The sequence below is a fragment of the Amycolatopsis dendrobii genome (assembly GCF_014145675.1).
GTDB lineage: Bacteria > Actinomycetota > Actinomycetes > Mycobacteriales > Pseudonocardiaceae > Amycolatopsis > Amycolatopsis dendrobii.
The window spans coordinates 196,146-214,557 of the sequence record NZ_JACGZW010000002.1 but is presented as its reverse complement, the minus strand read 5'-3'; the positions used below and the strand labels follow the sequence as shown (position 1 = coordinate 214,557).

Genomic DNA, 18,412 nt, shown 5'->3' with positions numbered 1-18,412 from the left:
CTGGCGGCGATGGCAACGAGGGGAGCAGTGCATGAGCAAACCGCACGTTAGGTTTGTAGCGAAGACGATCAAGGGCCGCTTCTCAGACCTCATCGATGTGTCGGACCAGACGAACCCTTCGCCGGAAGCGCGCCACCAGGCATTCCTCAGCAGAGGTCTTGCCGCTCTGGCTCGTCAGATGGTGAGCCCGTGCACGGACGTCACCGCGGCCCAGTCGGTTGTCGATGGCCGAGACGATTGTGGCGTCGACGCGGTCGCGGTGGATCCACCCTCGCCACAGCCACACATCTGGCTCATCCAAGCGAAGTGGAGCGACGGCCTCAAGGGCACGTTTGGCATGGACGAGGTCAACCGGATGATCGACGGCCTCAACTACATCGTTGACTTGAACTTCGAAAAGTTCAACAACCGATTCAGGCCCCACATTCCCCAGCTCGAAGAGGCGCTTGACAACGCCAGCCCCAGGATCACGCTCGTCTTGGCGTTAATGCGCGTCGACCCATTGCACCCTGACATAGTGCAGCTACTCAAGGAAAAGATTAAGCGCTTTAACCAGGTCGAGGAGATGGTAGACTATAAGATACTAGATCTCCGGGATTTCCACAGAGCGCTTCTTGGCGATGCGGCCGCCCCGAAGATCGATACACGTGTGCAACTTCAAGGATTTGGCCAAGAGATCAGCCCTGCCCGAGCTTTTTACGGGACAATGACTGCCCCTGCAATCGCCGATTTATTTGCCGAGCATCGGCGCGGATTATTTGCTCGAAACATCCGCGATGCACTGGACCTAACTGACGTAAACGTGAAAATCAGGAACACGTTGCTTGACCAACCGGAACATTTCTGGTATTTCAGCAACGGTATTACAGTGCTATGCGAATCCATTCAGCCCATTGGCAGAAGTCTTCCGGGAGGCGTAGGCGACTTTGCCCTCACGGGCGCGAGTGTCGTAAACGGCGCGCAGACCGTCAGTGCCATCCACAGGGCTTTTAGCGAGAACCCCGATCAAGCGCAGCACGGCCGCGTTCTAGTGAGGTTAATATCCCTGGAGAATTGCCCTCCCGGGTTTGGAGATCAGGTCACTACCAATACAAATACGCAAAACCCGATCGAAGATCGCGACTTCAAATCGTTGGACAACGCCCAAATAACGCTTCGAGACGAGTTCGCTCTTGCCCTAGGTTTGAGCTACGTGATCCGACGCGGGGAACAAGTGCCGGACCCAGAGCACGGCTGCTCCATTACTGAGGCAGCAGAAGCTTTGGCAGCAACTCACGAAAAACCTGAGTACGCGGCGTTAGCCAAGCGTGATCCCTCCGCCTTGTGGCAAGATGAGGCGTACCAAGAGCTGTTTGGCGCGACACCGAACGTCCATCACGTCTGGAGAAGCGTCCAGTTGCTACGCGTCGTTCGCAACGAACTTGCCAAACTGCGCGACTCATCGGTATCGCGGCCAGCCGCTATGGCGGGATACGGCGACTTGCTCATTGCACATGTCGTCTATCAGCAACTCGACAACACTGATATCGAAGATCCCGACGGGACGTGGGACAAGCAACTCGCCCAAGTGCCGACACTTGTGGCAGACGCCATAAAATGGTCGCTTCAGTCGATAAACCGAGAGTTTGGCCCAAAGAGCCACATTATCGCAGCGGTCCGCAACACTGAACGCATACGGCGAGTGGTACGTAGCGCGGTTACTGGCATGTCGGCTGACCCATCGAGCGCAACCGAGCGCCAGGAACGTGCGCCGCGTGTGCGTCAGATCGAGACAGTCAAAACCCTGTTGACTGCAGAGCGTATTTCCGACGGAACAGTTTTGGAATTCCGGCCGGTCACGCGGACAGATCGCCGCGAGATGGCGGGCTGGCTAGACGAAGACGCGGCGCGCGGCCGGGCGGTTTGGCGCAATAATGACCGCGCGCAGTTGCAGTGGCAGGCAGACAAGAAGTGGTATTCACCAACCGGACTGGTGCGCAAAATGCGTACCATGGCGTACGGCATGGAACAACCCGTGCAGGGCACACTCTACTGGTACGTTCCCGACGAGGGATCACTAATCGATCTAGCTGACTCCATTCGGGCAGAGCAAGATCTCGTTGTGGAGGAGGAGTCGGTACCTGGCGACGCCTAGACCTTATTTGAGCCGCCTTATCGCGAAGACATCTTCTCGGTGCTGACGGAGCTGGGTCTGGACAATCCCGGCACGAGTGGCGTCAGGCAACTCGGCGACCAGCACCTCGAAGTGCTGGTCTCGTAACGCAGCGGCAGCCCATGATCGGCCGGTCCGAAAAGGCTTGGCAGCGGCCTCGTCCGAAAAACACAAGATCAACCGCGGCCGTACGGGCAGCGTCGACGCGATCCAGCTGAGTTTGAAGGCATCGGCCAGGACTTTGTGTCATTGAGCTGCTTTCGGCGGACCCTGGTGTGCCCATGCCTCGACGAGCACCGTGCGGCCGTCATCAACGTCATCGACCTCGACTCTGGCACCGGTCGAGGTCTCGATCGGCTGCGGGCGCAGCGCAATGCCGAGCTCGTTCGCGACCCAAGTGATCATCAGCAGCTCAGCAGCGCGCTGCTCGGTGTTCGATCCGGGTGGCACCTCGGTCGACGGGGTCACGAGCACCGCTTCCGTAGGCTCTGCCGCAGTACGAGGCTCGACCGAGTCCGACGGGCTGGTCATAGGGCATCGCCATTCGACTGGTCGGCTACCTGCGCCGCTTCCTTGCTCGTCTTGGCCAAACTGCGCAGTCGGCCGTCGAGCTGGCGATGCAGTGCAACGGCTCGTTCGACGCTCCATGCCACGGCCTTTTGCCGCGCGCTGTCGTCGGCATCCTCGAGATCGAACCCTTCGAGGTAGGTGGCGACACGGCTGCCTCGGTTGTTGTTGAGTCGGTCCCAGCTCAACTCGGATCCAAGGGCCTGCTGCAGGGCCTCACCATCCGCGGCGAGCTGGTCGTAGATCCACTTGGTGGAGCCCTTGTCGCCGGTGTCGAGGTAGATCTCGACGCGGTAGCCCTGCTTGCTGAACGACAGGCAGTAGTAGCCGAACGGGCCGGCGGCGAAGCTGCACCAGCTGGTGACCTGGGTCTTTGGGGTGCGGATCGTGGGGTAGGCGGTTGCCATCAGGTCGAAGACGTCTTCGAAGAAGGCCATGCGCTGCTGGTTCTTCGGCGAGACGGAAGCCTTGGACGTCTCCTTCGCTGCTTTGGCCCAGTCGTTCGGCTCCACGACAACATCGAGCACCGGCGCACGCAGCGAATCGCCGATGTGGACCACGCTGACCTCGATGCCGAAGGCGCGGACGTCGGAGTCGGTCCGCTCGTTGAGCCAGATCAGTGCGCTGCGGTGCTCCTCGCGCAGTCGCGTCGTGATCCAGATGGCAGTCGACGCTTCGAGGCCACTGGCGTAGACGAGCAGCTGTCCGAGGTGCGAGTGGTCGCTGGGCTCGAGCTGGTTCTCGATCACAACAGGCTTGCCGTCCGGGTCCGTGGCGTGAATGTCGAGACGGAAGTCGCCGACCAGCACCTCCTGCCCCTCCACTGTGAGCGGCAGACCGATCGCGTCGCTGAGCACGTCAATGTTTGCGGCCAGCCACGGCGTGAAGTCGCCAGCTTCGTTTTGCCAGATGTCACGAGGGCTCGCGAGCCGCTCCAGGCGTCCGAGGCCGTATGCGTCTTCTCCCATCGCTCAGAGGTAGCACGCTCCATCTCATCGGCGCTATGCGCGGACAAGAGTTCCCTGAATACCTGGCGGCCACGTCGACCCCCCACTATTGCGCTCGCGTCACACTGTCGTTATGTCGAAGTCCACGCTCGAGGTCCTAAGAGCGCTTGCAGACTGGTCGCCCTGGGTGCCGTTCGCCGCGGCACGCGAGACGGCACCTCGCCTGCCAGGCGTCTATCTCGCCCGCGAGGGCGCGGACGGCGAACTCGTCTACGTGGGGATGGCCGGCGAGCGGAGCGGCGCTGGCATCCGTGGACGCCTCACCCGGTATGCCAGCGGGAAGGCGATCGCCAGCGGCCTCGGTGAAGCTGCATTCGACCGTGCTCTCGCGGATCCCGCATGGTTACGTATGCGTCTGGCCGAAGCCGAGGCCGGCCGGCCGAAACGAGCTGCGCAGTGGGGCAAATTAGCTCTCGAACATGCCGACCTGCACCTCTGCTGGTCTGTCACGGCCGACGAACTTGCTGCCCGCGCTCTCGAGCAGACGATCATCGGTACTTTGCAGGCGCACAGTGGGTTGTGGAACCGCAGGCGATAGGTAGGCTTGGCGCTCCTCTCTGAGCTTCGTTGGAACTTCGCAGGCACGTTTCGTCTCAGCAAACATGCTGTCGATCATGAGGGATCGATGCCCATACTTCAGAGATGACATTGACGTCCGGGCCTGCACCGATATCAGTTCAACGCGGCTGGGAATACGCACGCTGCGCCTTCGCACTGCGCCAAGACTTGACTTCCGCGGGCGCGGAAGCCCTCTACGACCATGCCCTGAACAACGGTCTCGCCGTCATCGTTGCGACCGCCTGGCCAGATGCAGAGCTCCAGCCGGTCGAACGAAAGGCTTCCACGCCAGGTGCGCTCAGGGTCAAACCAGCTTCAGAGCTCTTGAAAACTCTGGTCGAGAAGGCTGAAAGCCACACGGTCACCGTGTCGGGAGACAGACCGGCGGCGACGCAAGTGCGTGTCACCGACATACAGCTTTCATCGGACTCCGACGGAGAACCGCAAGTGGTGACGATGACGGCGTCAACTCTTGGCGAAAACGACCCGCCTACGACCACGTTCTTCTTCGGCGAAAATCAGGAAGAGCAGATCGTGCCCGCCGACACGGTCACGATCAACGTCGCAGTCCTACGAGAAGCGATCGAAATCGTCCACCCAGTTCGACATGGACGGGCAAGAACCGGCTCCCTCGAGCAACGGCACCTCGATGCGCTCCTTGCGTTAGACGAACACCCGCGGCTTCAGGGATTGGATGGCCTAGAGGTGGACGCGAGCTACGTCGAGGACAAAGCTCGGGACCTATGGCTCTGGGACAACGCCGTCGACTACCTGGAGCTACTCAGCGACGACGAGATCGCGCGTCGCGTCGAAGCCGCCGATGCTCATGCCCATAGAAGTGCAGCTGAATGGGGCCTGCAAAGCTGCCCAGTGTGCAATAACGAAACATTGATTCCAACGCACATCGATGACTTTGGACTAGGGATCGGCGTCGGCACCTGTTTCGTATGCGGGTTCTGGAGGAGTCAACGGGCCGTAGATGAGGAATCCCAGAACATGATGTGGGAACTTCACCATAAATACGATTGACCTCACTAAAAGACCACAATTTCAGAATCTGATCAGTGGCGCTGTCGATCCCCGCTGACTCGACCTGGGAGCTATCGCTTGTACGCGAAGTACACCTTGTCATCGCCGACAGTGCCTACTTGGATAGTCAAGTCGCCGGGCGCGTCCACGAAGCCGACGCGGAAGGTGAGGTTCTTGCCGGGAAGGATCTCCTGGCTGGGCGATCCGCCGAGGCCCGCTGCGGAGTCGTAAACCTCATCGGCGGGGGCGTTCCCTGCAGTGGCCTGAATGAGCAGCATAGCCGCCGACCACGGCTTGTCTGAGTGGTTCGCGACGGTGACCTGGAAGCTGGTGGCTTTGGCGTTCTGCTTCGGTGCCGCGTTGTCGCTGGTGGTGAATGCTTTGGGGTCGGCGATCGTGATGTCGACGTCGGTGCCGCGGTGGGTCTGCCCGACCGCGTAGGTCTGGCCGGTGGCATTGTGGTCTGCGGCAGGCGCGCCGAGTTTGGCGTTGAGATCGGCGACCGCGGCGTTCTGGGCGACGACCGTGAATACGACCGCCAGGACGCACAGGGCCACCCCGATCCCTGCCAGGACCTTCTTCGTGCCGAAGAGCGCGATGACGCCGAGGACGAAGCCGACGCCGGCGGCGATCGCGGTGACGTTGTTCAAGAAGATGACCGGCGAACCGACCGCCCCGACGATCCCGAGGATGAGCGCGGTCCAGGCCAGTGCCGCGAACTTGGCTGGCTTCGGCATAGGCGTCGGGGTCGGGGTCGGTGCCTCGGCAGAGGGACGTTCGGACGGATGGCTCATCGCGTATAACTCCAGAAGTCGAGAGACCGCTCCGTCGACCGGAGCTGCGTTGTTGGTGAACGTCAAGCACTTCGCAGAGTTGTGACAATGTGTTACGGCAGCCGGTCCGTAGTAACCGGAACGTCACCATCGTTGATCTAATCGGGTGAACCGCGGCGGCGCACCCGCAGGCACGCGCCGCCCCGCAATCGCCTCGGATACTCGCCAGCACCTGGACCGGCCAGATCGACACCGTGGACGGGGACGTGCTCATCGTCAGCGAAGAGTTCGCCGGTGCCGGGCGTCGCATCGACCGAGGGCCACGTGGTGGTCACCGAGCACAAACGGACTGACGGAGCGCACCTCAATCTCCAGGCACCGCTACGGCGCGATGGTCTCCGCGCCCACCTTCGGCGACGTCAGCAAGGCGAATTCAGGTACTAAGATTTTGTATCGTCAGCTGCACCATCCGCAAGCGAATTAACCCACTGCGAAAGTCGCCTTGTGTCTTCGCCTACCGGAAGAGACTTAGCAAGGCTTTCAAACAAGCCATCCCGCGCGTACCGCCGAAAGTTAAAGTACGGCATCGGAGGCTTACCGTATCGCCAGGGCACGGCAGACCACGGGACGCTATTCGCCATTTTGAAGCGCACCGCATCAAATGCCTGTCGCCGGGCTTCCAGTTCATACGTACGGTACCTGCCTCCTCCTCGGCGCGGAGGAAAGCAGGAACAAAGAATATCCCACTCGCTGTCAGTCAAATCCGTGACGGCCGACGCAGTTACACTCTCCCATACTCGGAGCAATTCAGGTGGACTCGCCTGCTCCGCGATATCGAATCCATCCGGGAGAAGCTCGTAATCCGAGCTAGGCGAAGCTTCCTTCACATAACCGACCCTGTCAGCCAATTCCATGAGTTGATCGTGCGTGGCGTGCACATCCAGCCACGTCGCCACGTCCGCCTTCATATCCTCCGCGGGCACGCCCCAATCACTCCTGCCTTCAAGCAGCTCCCCGAGTGACGGCACTGCGGCAACCGCGGCGCGACGAACCAGCCAGCCGAGTTCACCGGGATCATAGGTATCAATAAGCTCGTCCGTCCAGCCCTCGTCGCTATGCTCCGGGCCGATCGCCGAAAGCTCCTGCAGCCAAGGCAGTACGTCAGACGGCAGACCAGCAGACAGGTACTCGCTGGCTGCAGCCCTGAGCTCAGCGGTCCACCCTTGGGCACCGTTCCCAGGAACCCCCAGGTCGTAGATATTCCCGAAGGTGGGATCAAGATGGTTCGCCAATAGCTCATACTGCATATATTTTATATATACCTCGAATTACGTCGTTTATCAAGGTCGACAAGAGATGGAATATGACGCATCCAGCATCTTGGAGCACGCACAGCTTAGCCCCATAAAAAGCACGAAGAAGCCCGGCATCATCGGGTGCCGGGCTTCTTCGTTTGCTCACACCGTTAGATCACGGATGCCACCCAACGCCCTGCTTCAATCCGGTCAAGGCCGGGCAGCTTGCGAGAACCCTGTTCAGGTAGGGCATCGCAGCCAGGTACACCTTCAGGCGGTTGGCCAATGACCGCGGAGACCTACTGCAGGCAACGGATGCCGAGACGGTGGGCAGGTGCAGCCGCACACTCAGTCGACGATGCATCCAGCCGCCTCTCCCCATCGTGCGCACGTACGACACGGGCGCAGCGGCAAAGTGCGGGTCGACATGCGGAGTGCCCGCCGCCAAACCGGTGTCCCATCGCTACGCTGGCCGCACATCAGCTGCCAGGTGTCACCGCGCCACGCACCCCTTGCCGAAAGGTTCGTTCATGGCCCAGAAAGTTCTTGTAGAAATCGTCGATGACTTGGACGGCGGGGTCGCGACGCAGACGGTGCCGTTCGCGCTCGACGGCCTCTCGTACGAGATCGACTTGTCGGACGAGAACGCCCAGACGCTACGCGAGCAGCTCGCGCGTTATATCGACGCAGGTCGACGCGTCGGCGGGCGGCGCATTCGGACCGCGGTCGGCCAGTCGACGACCTCCGGCGGCAGTCACAACGGGCCGGCAACCGCCTCCAACCGAGAGCGCAACCAACGAGTGCGGGCCAGGGCGCAAGCCAATGGCTACAAAATCTCCGATCGTGGGCGAATCTCCAACGAGGTCTATGCAGCATTCGAAGCCGGTGAATCAGCCGTGCCTGTTGTCGAACTTGAACCTGCCGCGGAGACGCCTGCCAAGCCCGCGCGGAAGCGTGCACCGAGGAAGAAGACTGTCGGCAAGTAATCCGAGGGAACAGACCCCACAGGTCGGCGCCGGTAGGGCCATGCGCCGGTCATTACCCATCTCGTCGAAGCGCGGACATCTAACTCTGACGACCGGTAGCACCTCAACCTCGCTGAGTCATCAGTGTGAAGACCGACGTGGGAGCCTTGAGGTCGAAGAAGGTCGGGCGCGAGGGCGAGGATGCCCTCGGTCTCAGCCTGAGGACCAACATCCACTCGACGACGACAGCATCTCGAAGCCCCTTATCATCATGGGAAGCATTTCCACGGTGGGCGGAACTTGGTTGAATGGCAACGTGGCTCTTGGCATCAGCACGAACTGCCATATCAGTACCCGAGCAGCCAGAGTCCGCTGTTCGTTTTGCCGAATCCCTGAACCTTGACTATCCAGTCGGTTCGCCCGATCGCTGAGGCGGCTTCGACGAATTCGCGCCACAACGGTTCGCGCCAACTTTTCTCGCGCCGTGTCACCATTCCGATGATCATGGCCGCAGCCAGGCCGCGAGCATGCCAATAGCGGTTTTGGTGACGGCGCATGGCCACCGCAGCCGTGTAGTAGCTATCACTGACCTCGACGGGGACATCTTGCATACCGTGGATTTGTTCCCTCGCCTGGTCGCTGAGGCGCATTGTGTCGAACACCGATTCTTCGACGCCGTACATGAACAGGCCAGCAGTACCGAATGTCGACAGCGTCAACCGCTGAATATTCAGCAGGTCTAATTGATAGTTCAGCTTGTCGCGGACGAACCAGTCCTGGAGGTTGTCGACCTGCAGCTCAATGGTTCGTGTGTCTTGCGCCAGAACGCACAACCTCACGATGTGCATTCGGAATTCGGGCACCCAGCGGAGACCGCGAATCCGCTGCAATTGAGTGAATGCCTGCTCGGCCTCTTCCAAGCGGGAGTAGCTACTAAGAGTCCCGTTCGCGTCGCGATACGGCCGGGTCGCGAACTGTGCCATATCCTCAAGCGAGAACTCAGTGTCCTCGTCGGGATCATCCTCCCAGACCGCGAGTTGCCTGGTGAGCGCGACTTCGGTGGTCGCCTGGGTCAGCTGGGCGTCAAGGAGCGCGTCGTGCAGGTAGAAGCGGGAGGGCTGGTCGTTGACGGTCATCAAAGAGCGCCGTGCGCGCACTTCGTGCGCCTGATCCAGCCATTCCTCCGCCCGGGCCAGGTGGCTCATCGGGTCTGCGTGATCCGCACCTGGACCCGCTCGCAGGTGAACGCGGGCCAGTCGACGTGCGGCGTCGATCGCGCCGCGGACAGCACCGATGTCTCCGCCAATGCGGATGTAGCAGGTGAAGGCGTGTTCCAGGGCCGCGACGGCATCAGTCCACCGGCACTGATCGTAGTGGAAACGCGACAGCGACATCGCATTCTCGGCGCTGCCTTTCATCTGGGGAATGTCATAGCCGTCCAGCGCAGCCGTCACCTGTTCCTTGGGGAACGGCTTAATCCCGTCCACAACGTGGGCAAGCTGGTATGAGAGCTCCCATTCGGTATCACAGTGGAGCCGAATGCGATTCGCCTCCTGATGTTGCTCGGTCGACACCTCGCCGAGCAACCATGCGCCGTCGTTGTCGCGACTGAACCCGGCATCCATGACGACGGTGGTCATCAACTCTGAGTAGAACTCGAAGAACAGCGACACGAACTGATCGCGTTCGGTCTTGTCGTATCCCTGCCAGAGTGCGCGAATCGCCACGATGGCGTACAGGTGCTTCACCGATTTCACGGCCTCCATGACGGCGGCACCGATTTGCCGGTACGCCCGGACGACCATCGTGCCGAGTCTTGCCAGGCGCTTCACATCGTCAGCAGACAACGATTGTAAAACCGCCGGATCCGTGGCGTCGAACTCAGTAACAGCCCGCGCCACGTGGGGTGCCCACAGAACTATGTCGCCCATCAGCGGCTCGTCCGGCTTCCACTCGTCGACGGTAAGCAGTTCGTCGACCGTGTCACGCACTCGTTTGTAAACGCCCGCAGCCTGCTCACGGCGGAGTTCGCGCAGGATCGCCAAGGTGAGTTGGTGCATGACGATGCGGCCACCCTCGGAACGAATGATCCCGAAGTCAGCCAGCCCGCGAAGGCCCGCGTCCCGTTCTATCCCCGCGACGGGGTCGAGGTAGACCAGTGTCGCCGCCTTCTGCAGAGTTGCGCCGGGCCAGCGGTGCGCGGCGAGTGCTGATGCCACATGGTTGTTCAGCGAGCGCATCGCCTCCGCAGCCGCTTCGGCTGACCCCACCGCGATACTGTCTACCCAGAGGAACCTCAACATGTCCTCGGTCACCAGGCCGGGCACGGTGAACAGAATGTAGTCAAGGGCACGAAGTGCTTCAGGCGAACCAACAAGCCGGTCGAGCGCTAACTCATAGATCCTCGTCAGCGTCGGCTCGGCTCGCCCACCGCCGGCTAGCCTCAGTGTGTGCGCGGGCCGCTGCGACAACGCGGCACAGTACTCTGCAACCGGCCGGCCAGTGGCGCGCAGGAACGAACAGGAGTGCTCCATCGCCAACGGACGCCCTCTAAGGGCGATCATGAGACGCCGGATGTCCTCGTCCTCGACTCCGGGAAGTCTGGAGCGAATCATCTGCTCGGATTCTGCAGCCGTCATATTGGACAGTTCGAGCAGGGGACCGTCGTATCCGTCGTATCCGTCATATCCGCCGTTCTGCGGCGGACGCTCGAGGCTGGTGAAGATCAGGAACGATGACGAGCTGCGGGCCGCTGCCATGAGGGTTTTCGCGAGGTCGTCATATGGCATGTCATCGAAGACAAGAACCTGCGGCAGGTTGCTATTGCTGAGTCGGCTCACAAACAGGGCCTTCCACGTAGCCGAATTGACCTCGGCAGGGTTCGCACCTATGTCTACGAGCAACTGTATAGCTCTGTCTTGGAATTCTTTTTCGTCCCGTGGCTTGAAGAAGGGAACATCACGCTCAGCAATGAGGTCGCGGTTGGCTGCCAGCGCCAGTCGGCTCTTGCCCGTTCCAGCATCGCCCCACAGCCACACAAACGACTCGCCAGTGTCCCGGAGCTGTCGGATCGCCTGCTCGTAATCTGAACGGGGCACATACTCATCGGCGAGAACCGACCGGACGACCAGCATCCGGCCCGTCTGCACTCGCTCAGGCGTCGAGGTGAACGGAAAGGCTGGGTTGGCGATAATTTTCGCGAGCGATTCTCGCAATAGCGATAGATATCGCCTCAGCGTTGAGCCACCCCCGTCGAACCCAATCGCGTCCTTTAGCGCCTGAAGCACCTTGTTATAATGCTTGCTGCCAAAATCATCGTACGCGACATCATCCATGTCGACTTCTTTGACTGCTGGATGACCACTCGGTGAACCGTCGAGATTGAAGTAGCGCAGGGCCACTTCCTGATTCGTTACTCGCCTGTCCGGCTTCCACTTTCCACCGCTCGGGAAGTTGCCGTCAAGTTGGTTGATCGCTGCCCGGAGTGTTAACTCGACCGCATGGGCGCGGTTCTGGTTCCATGGCTCGAGGAAGTTGTCCTCGGCAACTCTGCCCAATACGCGCAGTTCGAGCGGCCCTAACGCCTTGTAGCCGTCCTGGGCAGGGAGGCCGAACACGCGAGGTACCAGCCGCTCAGCCACCGACTGCAGGTCAGCCTTGACGTCCTCTACCTCATACGATCTGTCAACCTCCACCGCGCCAGTATGCACGACCCCGGCGCGCGTAGCCGGGAGGCCGACCTGGCGATGACACGGCCTCGTCGGTCGTCAGCCTCGTCACCAGCGGCGGAAATCTTCGTTGGAGATATGGCTGTCAAGGTACCGCGCTGTCGACTCGTCGAGCCAGTCGGCCCAAACAAGTCGTGGTACGACGCCGTCCGCCACTGCCACTTCTTGCCCGAGACCTTCACTTTGAAGGATTGCCACGATCCCTTCGACGATCTGCGCTTTCACTTCAGGATTACCAGTATTTCGGCGTAGTAGGTCCACGGCCATCTCGACCGCAGGGCCCCTTGAATATTCCGATGCCAGTTCGCCTACCGCCATCTCGCGGTACACATCGAGGGCGTTCGACAGGTCCGCTCCATTCTTCGACAGGTCATCCATTAGGTCATCGAGGAGCTCGTTGTACATATGAAGCTCAGCGGACCCATCACTTAATGGAGACCCTTCTCTTTCAAATTGGGTCTTTTCCGCCAGGGCCAACGCGCTCACAAGTCCGGCGATCTGACGCGGTTCCATCTTCTCCAGATCGAACGGCGAGTTCAGTCGTTCCCGTTCGTCGTGTTGTTCCGGTGTTGCTGCTGGTGGGGCACCTTCGTGCTTCATAGCTGATTCCTGTTTAACAAGATCAACTATGCGGTGAGCAGCCTACTTTGTCAATACATCTTACCTCGCACGCACGCGTATCGGCTGCCCTCTCGCCTGGTCCAGGACTTGACGCTCGACTTGGCGCTCACCTCCAGGACCAAGGTGAGCGCCAAGTCGAGCCTTAAAACCTATCACGAACAAGGGCGACTTGGGATCGTTTGATTTGCCCGCTACACACTGCGAGCTGGTACGACCGGCTCCTTGATAACGCAATAGAGGAGGTGCAGTGAACCCGCAATGGATCGACGTGGCTCTCGTCATCGGCGCATACCTGGTTGGACGTTTCCAGCAGTTTGCGCGCGATGCGAAACTGGCAATGAGTAAGAAGTAGGTTCGCTGGGGCGGGTGGTGGTGCCGTGCCGGTTGCCCCCACTCGCCCCTCACCAAAGAAAAGGTGCATCCATCGCAGCCTCGGTCACGGAGAGGACACGTTTGGGGATTTCCTGATCCTCGGGCGCACCGACGGCGATGGGGTTGCTCCGCAAGGTTGATGGTTGAGGTGGCACCGTGCCTGACGTCCAGGTGCCACACGACCGACGCTCCAGAGCTGGCGGGGTCGGGTTAGCCAGCCCTATTCGGTGTGCTTTAGTCAGCTCAAGCATCCAGCAGGCGGGACAGCCCACTACGTGTCGTTGCCGCCCTTCGCCGGCCACAGCTCCCATCGGCCGCGGTTGCCCTGCCGCACCTCGGCGGTCGGATACTTGGCCTGAAGCTCCTGCAGTTTGGCCATGACGTCGGCGATCGGGCCCGGCGGTATGGTGGCGAGCGGCTGCGGTTTCGGCTTGGCGGGCTTCTTCTTGATCGGCTCAGGCGCGAAGGTGGACCGCAGCAACGGCGGCAGCATGGCCTGCCACTGCTCTCCGGTGAAGTCCGGCAATGCATGCGGTTCGCCCCAGCCGTGGCCGATCGCGTAGCTCGTAGACGCATGGCACCGCTCCCACCAACCGGGCATGAGTCGGGCGATGACCTCCGCTTGGGATCCCTTGGCCGGCGGTGAGCGGAACAGGCAGAGCGAGATGTCGTACTCGTGCCACTCGGCCGGGGCCTGGCACTCCGAGCACATTCGGGCCACCTCTGGCACCGGCATGTTCAACAACGCGGTGAACCGGCGACGGCCCCGTTTTCGCAGCTCTCGCAGTGCGGGGTAACGCCAGTAGCGCATGTGCTCGTCGAGGTGTTGCTTCCGCCGTTCGGCAGGCAGGTACCCGCGCTCGTCGAGGACGTCCTCCGGATCACCAACCTGCTTGCGGAGTTCCTCGGCCTCCGATTTGCATCTGGCCGCCCGGCGTTCGGCGTCCTCGCGCTGCGCCGCGTTCGCCGGTTTGTCGGCCACGTGCTGGAAGAACGCAGCATCGGCCTCTTTGCGGAGAAGCTGAAGCCGGGCGCTCGCCCGGTCCTTGTCGTACGACTGCGCAACAAGCTCCGCACGCCGCTTCTTCTCAGCTTCGCGCTTCGCGTCCTGCTCGTCATTCCACCGCTGCACGAAGGCTTCGACTTCCTCGTCAGTCTGCTCGCGCTGATCCGCGCCGTTCTCCCATTCCTCGAGGATCGCCCACACCCGGCTCTGCTCTCGACTGTGCCGGTCCTCCTCCCACCAATTCCACAGCAGCTCGACATCGGTGTGCATCCGCGTGGAAACCGACAGCGCTCCAAGCAGTTGGGCTCCCGTTGACAGGCCGCCAGGCCGCCGAGTCCAGATCACGCCGCCCGGGGCGGTGACCTGCACCAGGCGGGTTTCGTCGGGTTCGTTGTCCATCTGGCTTCTCCGTCGGCGCTCGACAGGCCGATCTACGACGGCACCTATGGACGGGCAGCCCACGTAACCGCAGTGCTGTTCCTAGCGACTTACCCGTGTCGCCGCAACCGGGAGGTGCCTGATGCATCGTGACGTCGCATGGCGCGCACTTGCTGCCGCCTACAGCGCCGTCGCCCTGGCCCAGCTCTACCTCGCATTCACCATGGACGTCTCTTGGGCTTGGGTTCTCGCCTCGATCTGTGCAGGGGTTGCCGTCGGATCCGGCATCGCCGCCGCATTGCGCCCGCAGGCCCAGCGGGGCGTAACAGCTGACTCAGCGACGGCGACCACTACGCAGGAACGTCCGCATCCAGGAGGCATCCGGCGTGCACCCAGCCACAACGATCACTCCTAACCACGAGGACTACGCACGGCAGCACGAGCTCCTCGACCGGTGTGTCCGCGGCACGAACCGCGCTCAGTCTGTCGATGCACTGCGCAGCTACTTCGGCCGCGATGGCAGCCAGCCCTACACCGGCAGCTGGTTCGAACGCTTCGCCGGCGGCGGCCGGACCAACGACGCGAACGTCGTCACCGAAGCCGACGTTCTGGCCCTCAACTTCCTCAGCATTACCGACCTCGCGCACGTCGCCGTCGACGTCACGACCGTCTACCGGGACCAGATACGCGAGCTGCTCGAGCAGATCCCGGCCGACCTCCCGATGCATGAGGCACCCTGGACCCACTACGCGCCCGGTTCGCCGGCAGACCGGTTGTGGGAACTCTTCAAGCACTGCGGCGGGAAGAATCGCTGGGTCACCGCCAATAAGCTCCTCGCCCGCAAACGCCCGCACCTGCTGCCGGTCTACGACAGGCAAGTCAGAACACTGCTCGGCGCACCGACGAGCTTTTGGGCCTGCCTGTGGAGCTGGTTCGATGCTGATCCAAGCCGAGCAGATGCAGTATCCGGTTTGCGCGCCGACGTCGGCGGCATCGATGACATCAGTCTGCTGCGCTGCCTCGACGTGATCTTGTGGATGCGAGCCACCCGCAATGCCGGCACGGAAACCATCGGAGAAGGAGGCCCCGCATGACCGCGGCGACGAGACCGGGCAATACCGACCAGGCAGCCGTCTTCATCGACTTCGAGAACCTGGCAATCGGTGCCGCAAACAGCCTGCCCGACCAAGCCAACCCCGTGCCGTACGCCGCCCTCGAGCTGGTCTGCCGGGACTACGGCAACGCCTCCATCCGCCGCGCCTACGCCGACTGGGCAAAGCCACAGTTCGGCAAGTACCAGCAAGACCTGGCCATGAACGGCGTCGACCTCATCCAGCTGCACCGGTTCGGCATCCAGCAAAAGAACGCCGCGGACATCCGGCTCGCCGTCGACGCCATGGAAACCCTGATAACCCACCCGGACATCGGGACCTACCTGCTGGTGGCCGGCGACGGCGACTATTCCCCGCGCGTCCAACGACTGCGGGAGTTCGGCAAGCACGTCGTCGGTGTCGGCACCGAAGCGTCTGCGAGCCCGCGGCTGGTCTCGGTCTGCTCCGAATACAAGTACTGGGGCACGCTGGTAGCTGCGGTCGAGCCGAGCGCACAACCCGCGGTCAAGGCATCGTTCGACATCAAGGACGGCGAACGCCTCCTCGTCCATGCCATGCGGTTACGCGACGGGGATGACGCTCCTGGGGCATGGCTCAAGCACAAGATGCGCGCCCTGGACCCGGCCTTTGACGAGCAGAACTACGGCTGTAAGAGCTTCAAGGAATTCCTCGGTCGGCTAGGCGAAACTGTGGCGGTACAAGCAAGCGACGGCCCTGGCGACCTGCGCGTTCGTCTTGTCGAACCGCACACCGTTCGATCGAGCGCAGTGAATGAGCAACAATAAAAAACACCCCACGCGTGCACCCGGACGCGAAGCGTCTTCGGGTGTCGGTGCGTGGGGTTGGTTGTTCCTAGGCATCCGGGTCCGTGAATTTCCTGATCAGGTCCTCCGCCACGGAGGTCGACGCAGGCATCACCACTTCACCGTCAGCGTTGATGCTCCACCCGGCTGGCCACTGATCGCGGGGCAGGGATTCGAGCTTGTCTCTGAGCTGGTCATTGACGCTGCTTGCTTGGGAGCCAAGAGCCTTGATGCGCTCCAAGGGATCACCTGAGAACACCGCAATCTCCTTGCGGTCTCCACAATGAGGAACTTCCTCATGCATGGCCTGCGAACGCAGGCAGGTGATCTCAAATTGATTGAGAGCATTCGTCCACGGTAGCTTGAGTACAGTATGATACTTTTGCCGTAAAAAGTCAAGAGTCTTTGCGAGCGCGCGTACGTTCTTCAAGCTCACGATACCAGCGCCTCCCCCGCTCGCCACAGGTATCACGAATATGCAATTTAAGGTTTCTGGTCAGGTCATTATACGACTCGACGTCCGTACGGAGCGAAGCAACATCGGCGCGCAGCTCATCGACCGTTCTTCGCAACTCGGAAGCGGTTGCCTTCACGGACGAGACATAGTCTGCCATCTTTCCGCGCGGCGACTTACCTTTGCGTGCTCCCGTCAGCTCTTTAAGATGTCTTCCAAACTCGTTCGCTTGCTCAGCCAACGCGTCGCGCGAAACGGCGAACCCCCTCATTGAACGATAATATCCGTCCGCTATCTGCTTCGATTCGAAATGCTTCGCGGCCAGCATATGAAAGTTCGCCTCGCCGCGCGAGTCGCGCTTGATGCTCTCTACCTTTTTGCGCGCATTGATCACCTCTTGTCGTTTGCGCGAGACTTCACCAATGGTCTTTCTAGCCGATGCTTGGATGATCTTTGCCGCCCCCACACTCCTGTCGGCGCGGCGAACAAGCTCGGCCTTCCTCTGATACCTGCGATAGATATAAGCGCTTAGCGCGACAAGCAGGACTGCAACACCAAGCCAGAAGAGAATCGGGTAGTGCGTTGCAACCCAACTCAGGCCATAACCGAGGTAGCCGATTACCACCAAGATCAGAAATAAGACGAGCAAGGGCCCTATGAGCTCCTCCATGGCTATCTCAGCTTCCGAAGGGCACTAATAGAGTTCTCTGCCGACCCGAAGTTTATCGCCTGCCCCAACTTCACCCAGCCGTCACGGTTATCGCGGTTAATACCTACCAGCTGACCAGTAAAAACAGTCATTGTGGATAGCGCAGTCTGTCGCTCGTCGCTCGGAAGCGACATGTCGCGAGCAGCTTGCCCCACCAATCCGATGCAGGCAATCACGGCGTTCACAGAAACTTGAGACATATGCGCATCACGCTTCGCTTGGTCAAAAAGTCCGACCAGCATACCTTCATAACTCCTCACCGCGGCGAGCGCGACATCTCGCTGTGCAAGAAGTCGCTTTTTCTCAATGTGAAGCTGAGCGAGTTCCGTCGTGCAAACCCCCACTGTTGTTAACGCATGAGCCGCAAACCCCAACGGACTGAGAGAAGTCGCAAAATGTTTCACCGCATCGCTCACCGTTGCGCGACCGTTTTTCACTTCGATCAATCGACCAGGCACGTTCCGCCGTCCAATCTCGCCAGGTTCCAGCTCGTCCCTAAGACGGTCGCAGGATCGAGGGGGACGTTACCGGAGTTTCCAAAACGCAACGTTTGCCAACGGTCACCATCGGCGAGAAGGAACAACTCCATCAACCATCACGACCCTATGTGGCACCAGGCAGACCGCAGGAACATGTTGCGAAGATGACAAGTTCGCGATTCCGTTGGCGACGACGCGGAGGTTCCGCGGCGATGATGCCTGCCAGCTGCGCCGACCGTAACGCCACGGCCGAGGCCGGCGACCTTGACCCCATGCGGGCCGCTCCAGGTTGTCCTTCGTTCACGTCCACAGAAAGCCGCGAAGGCCCAGAGCGAGCACCACACCACCTGTCAGGATCACCCGTGGGGAGCAAGCCATGACCGACCTCAAACCCCGGCCTTACT

16 protein-coding genes are annotated in these 18,412 nt (G+C 61.0%); 6 read left to right on the top strand and 10 right to left on the bottom strand.

Annotation, left to right across the window (positions count from 1 at the left end; genetic code table 11):
* The first annotated feature begins 31 nt into the window (after positions 1–31).
* Positions 32–2,134: an AIPR family protein gene (locus H4281_RS05150; protein WP_182889720.1), complete on the top strand. Its 2,103-nt coding sequence runs from the start codon at positions 32–34 to the stop codon at positions 2,132–2,134.
* 264 nt (positions 2,135–2,398) lie between these two features.
* On the opposite strand, the gene H4281_RS05145 is transcribed toward H4281_RS05150, so the two are convergent.
* Together H4281_RS05145 and H4281_RS05140 are read right to left on the bottom strand one after the other, a co-directional pair.
* Positions 2,399–2,620: a hypothetical protein gene (locus H4281_RS05145; protein ID WP_182889719.1), complete on the bottom strand. Its 222-nt coding sequence runs from the start codon at positions 2,618–2,620 to the stop codon at positions 2,399–2,401.
* Between the two features lie 59 nt (positions 2,621–2,679).
* Positions 2,680–3,687, bottom strand: coding sequence for a DUF4268 domain-containing protein (locus H4281_RS05140; protein ID WP_182889718.1), 1,008 nt, complete (start codon positions 3,685–3,687; stop codon positions 2,680–2,682).
* Positions 3,688–3,799: 112 nt separating this feature from the next.
* On the opposite strand from H4281_RS05140, the gene H4281_RS05135 reads away from it, so the two are divergent.
* Positions 3,800–4,264, top strand: a complete 465-nt coding sequence (locus H4281_RS05135) for a hypothetical protein (protein WP_182889717.1) — start codon at positions 3,800–3,802, stop codon at positions 4,262–4,264.
* Between the two features lie 104 nt (positions 4,265–4,368).
* On the top strand, positions 4,369–5,313 hold the full coding sequence (locus H4281_RS05130) for a hypothetical protein (protein WP_182889716.1): 945 nt from the start codon (positions 4,369–4,371) through the stop codon (positions 5,311–5,313).
* A gap of 71 nt (positions 5,314–5,384) precedes the next feature.
* Here the strand turns inward: H4281_RS05130 and H4281_RS05125 are convergent, their stop codons facing one another.
* Together H4281_RS05125 and H4281_RS05120 are read right to left on the bottom strand one after the other, a co-directional pair.
* Complete coding sequence (locus H4281_RS05125; protein WP_182889715.1) at positions 5,385–6,173, bottom strand: hypothetical protein; 789 nt, start codon at positions 6,171–6,173, stop codon at positions 5,385–5,387.
* 353 nt (positions 6,174–6,526) lie between these two features.
* On the bottom strand, positions 6,527–7,393 hold the full coding sequence (locus H4281_RS05120; protein WP_182889714.1) for a transposase: 867 nt from the start codon (positions 7,391–7,393) through the stop codon (positions 6,527–6,529).
* 518 nt (positions 7,394–7,911) lie between these two features.
* Here H4281_RS05120 and H4281_RS05115 point away from each other — a divergent pair.
* A complete protein-coding gene (locus H4281_RS05115; RefSeq protein WP_182889713.1) occupies positions 7,912–8,367 on the top strand; it encodes a histone-like nucleoid-structuring protein Lsr2 in 456 nt (151 codons plus the stop codon).
* Positions 8,368–8,693: 326 nt separating this feature from the next.
* On the opposite strand, the gene H4281_RS05110 is transcribed toward H4281_RS05115, so the two are convergent.
* The 3 genes from H4281_RS05110 to H4281_RS05100 all read right to left on the bottom strand — a co-directional run bounded on the left by H4281_RS05110 (position 8,694) and on the right by H4281_RS05100 (position 14,472).
* Positions 8,694–12,041, bottom strand: a complete 3,348-nt coding sequence (locus tag H4281_RS05110; RefSeq protein WP_182889712.1) for a tetratricopeptide repeat-containing protein — start codon at positions 12,039–12,041, stop codon at positions 8,694–8,696.
* Between the two features lie 81 nt (positions 12,042–12,122).
* Complete coding sequence (locus tag H4281_RS05105) at positions 12,123–12,674, bottom strand: hypothetical protein (protein ID WP_182889711.1); 552 nt, start codon at positions 12,672–12,674, stop codon at positions 12,123–12,125.
* 664 nt (positions 12,675–13,338) lie between these two features.
* Positions 13,339–14,472 carry a hypothetical protein gene (locus tag H4281_RS05100; RefSeq protein WP_182889710.1) on the bottom strand — a complete coding sequence of 378 codons (1,134 nt, stop codon included), beginning with the start codon at positions 14,470–14,472 and terminating at the stop codon, positions 13,339–13,341.
* Between the two features lie 365 nt (positions 14,473–14,837).
* Between H4281_RS05100 and H4281_RS05095 the strand changes: the two genes are divergently transcribed.
* Positions 14,838–15,545 (top strand): DUF6308 family protein, encoded by a 708-nt coding sequence (locus H4281_RS05095; RefSeq protein WP_182889709.1) that lies wholly within the window; start codon positions 14,838–14,840, stop codon positions 15,543–15,545.
* Complete coding sequence (locus tag H4281_RS05090; RefSeq protein ID WP_182889708.1) at positions 15,542–16,348, top strand: NYN domain-containing protein; 807 nt, start codon at positions 15,542–15,544, stop codon at positions 16,346–16,348. The genes H4281_RS05095 and H4281_RS05090 overlap by 4 nt, the downstream gene beginning before the upstream one ends.
* A gap of 67 nt (positions 16,349–16,415) precedes the next feature.
* On the opposite strand, the gene H4281_RS05085 is transcribed toward H4281_RS05090, so the two are convergent.
* Genes H4281_RS05085 through H4281_RS05075 form a run of 3 tightly spaced genes read right to left on the bottom strand, consistent with a single transcriptional unit; the run spans position 16,416 to position 17,975 of the window.
* On the bottom strand, positions 16,416–16,802 hold the full coding sequence (locus H4281_RS05085) for a hypothetical protein (RefSeq protein WP_182889707.1): 387 nt from the start codon (positions 16,800–16,802) through the stop codon (positions 16,416–16,418).
* Positions 16,762–17,490 carry a hypothetical protein gene (locus H4281_RS05080; RefSeq protein ID WP_182889706.1) on the bottom strand — a complete coding sequence of 243 codons (729 nt, stop codon included), beginning with the start codon at positions 17,488–17,490 and terminating at the stop codon, positions 16,762–16,764. The genes H4281_RS05085 and H4281_RS05080 overlap by 41 nt, the downstream gene beginning before the upstream one ends.
* 2 nt (positions 17,491–17,492) lie before the next feature.
* Complete coding sequence (locus H4281_RS05075) at positions 17,493–17,975, bottom strand: hypothetical protein (RefSeq protein ID WP_182889705.1); 483 nt, start codon at positions 17,973–17,975, stop codon at positions 17,493–17,495.
* Positions 17,976–18,412: the final 437 nt, after the last annotated feature.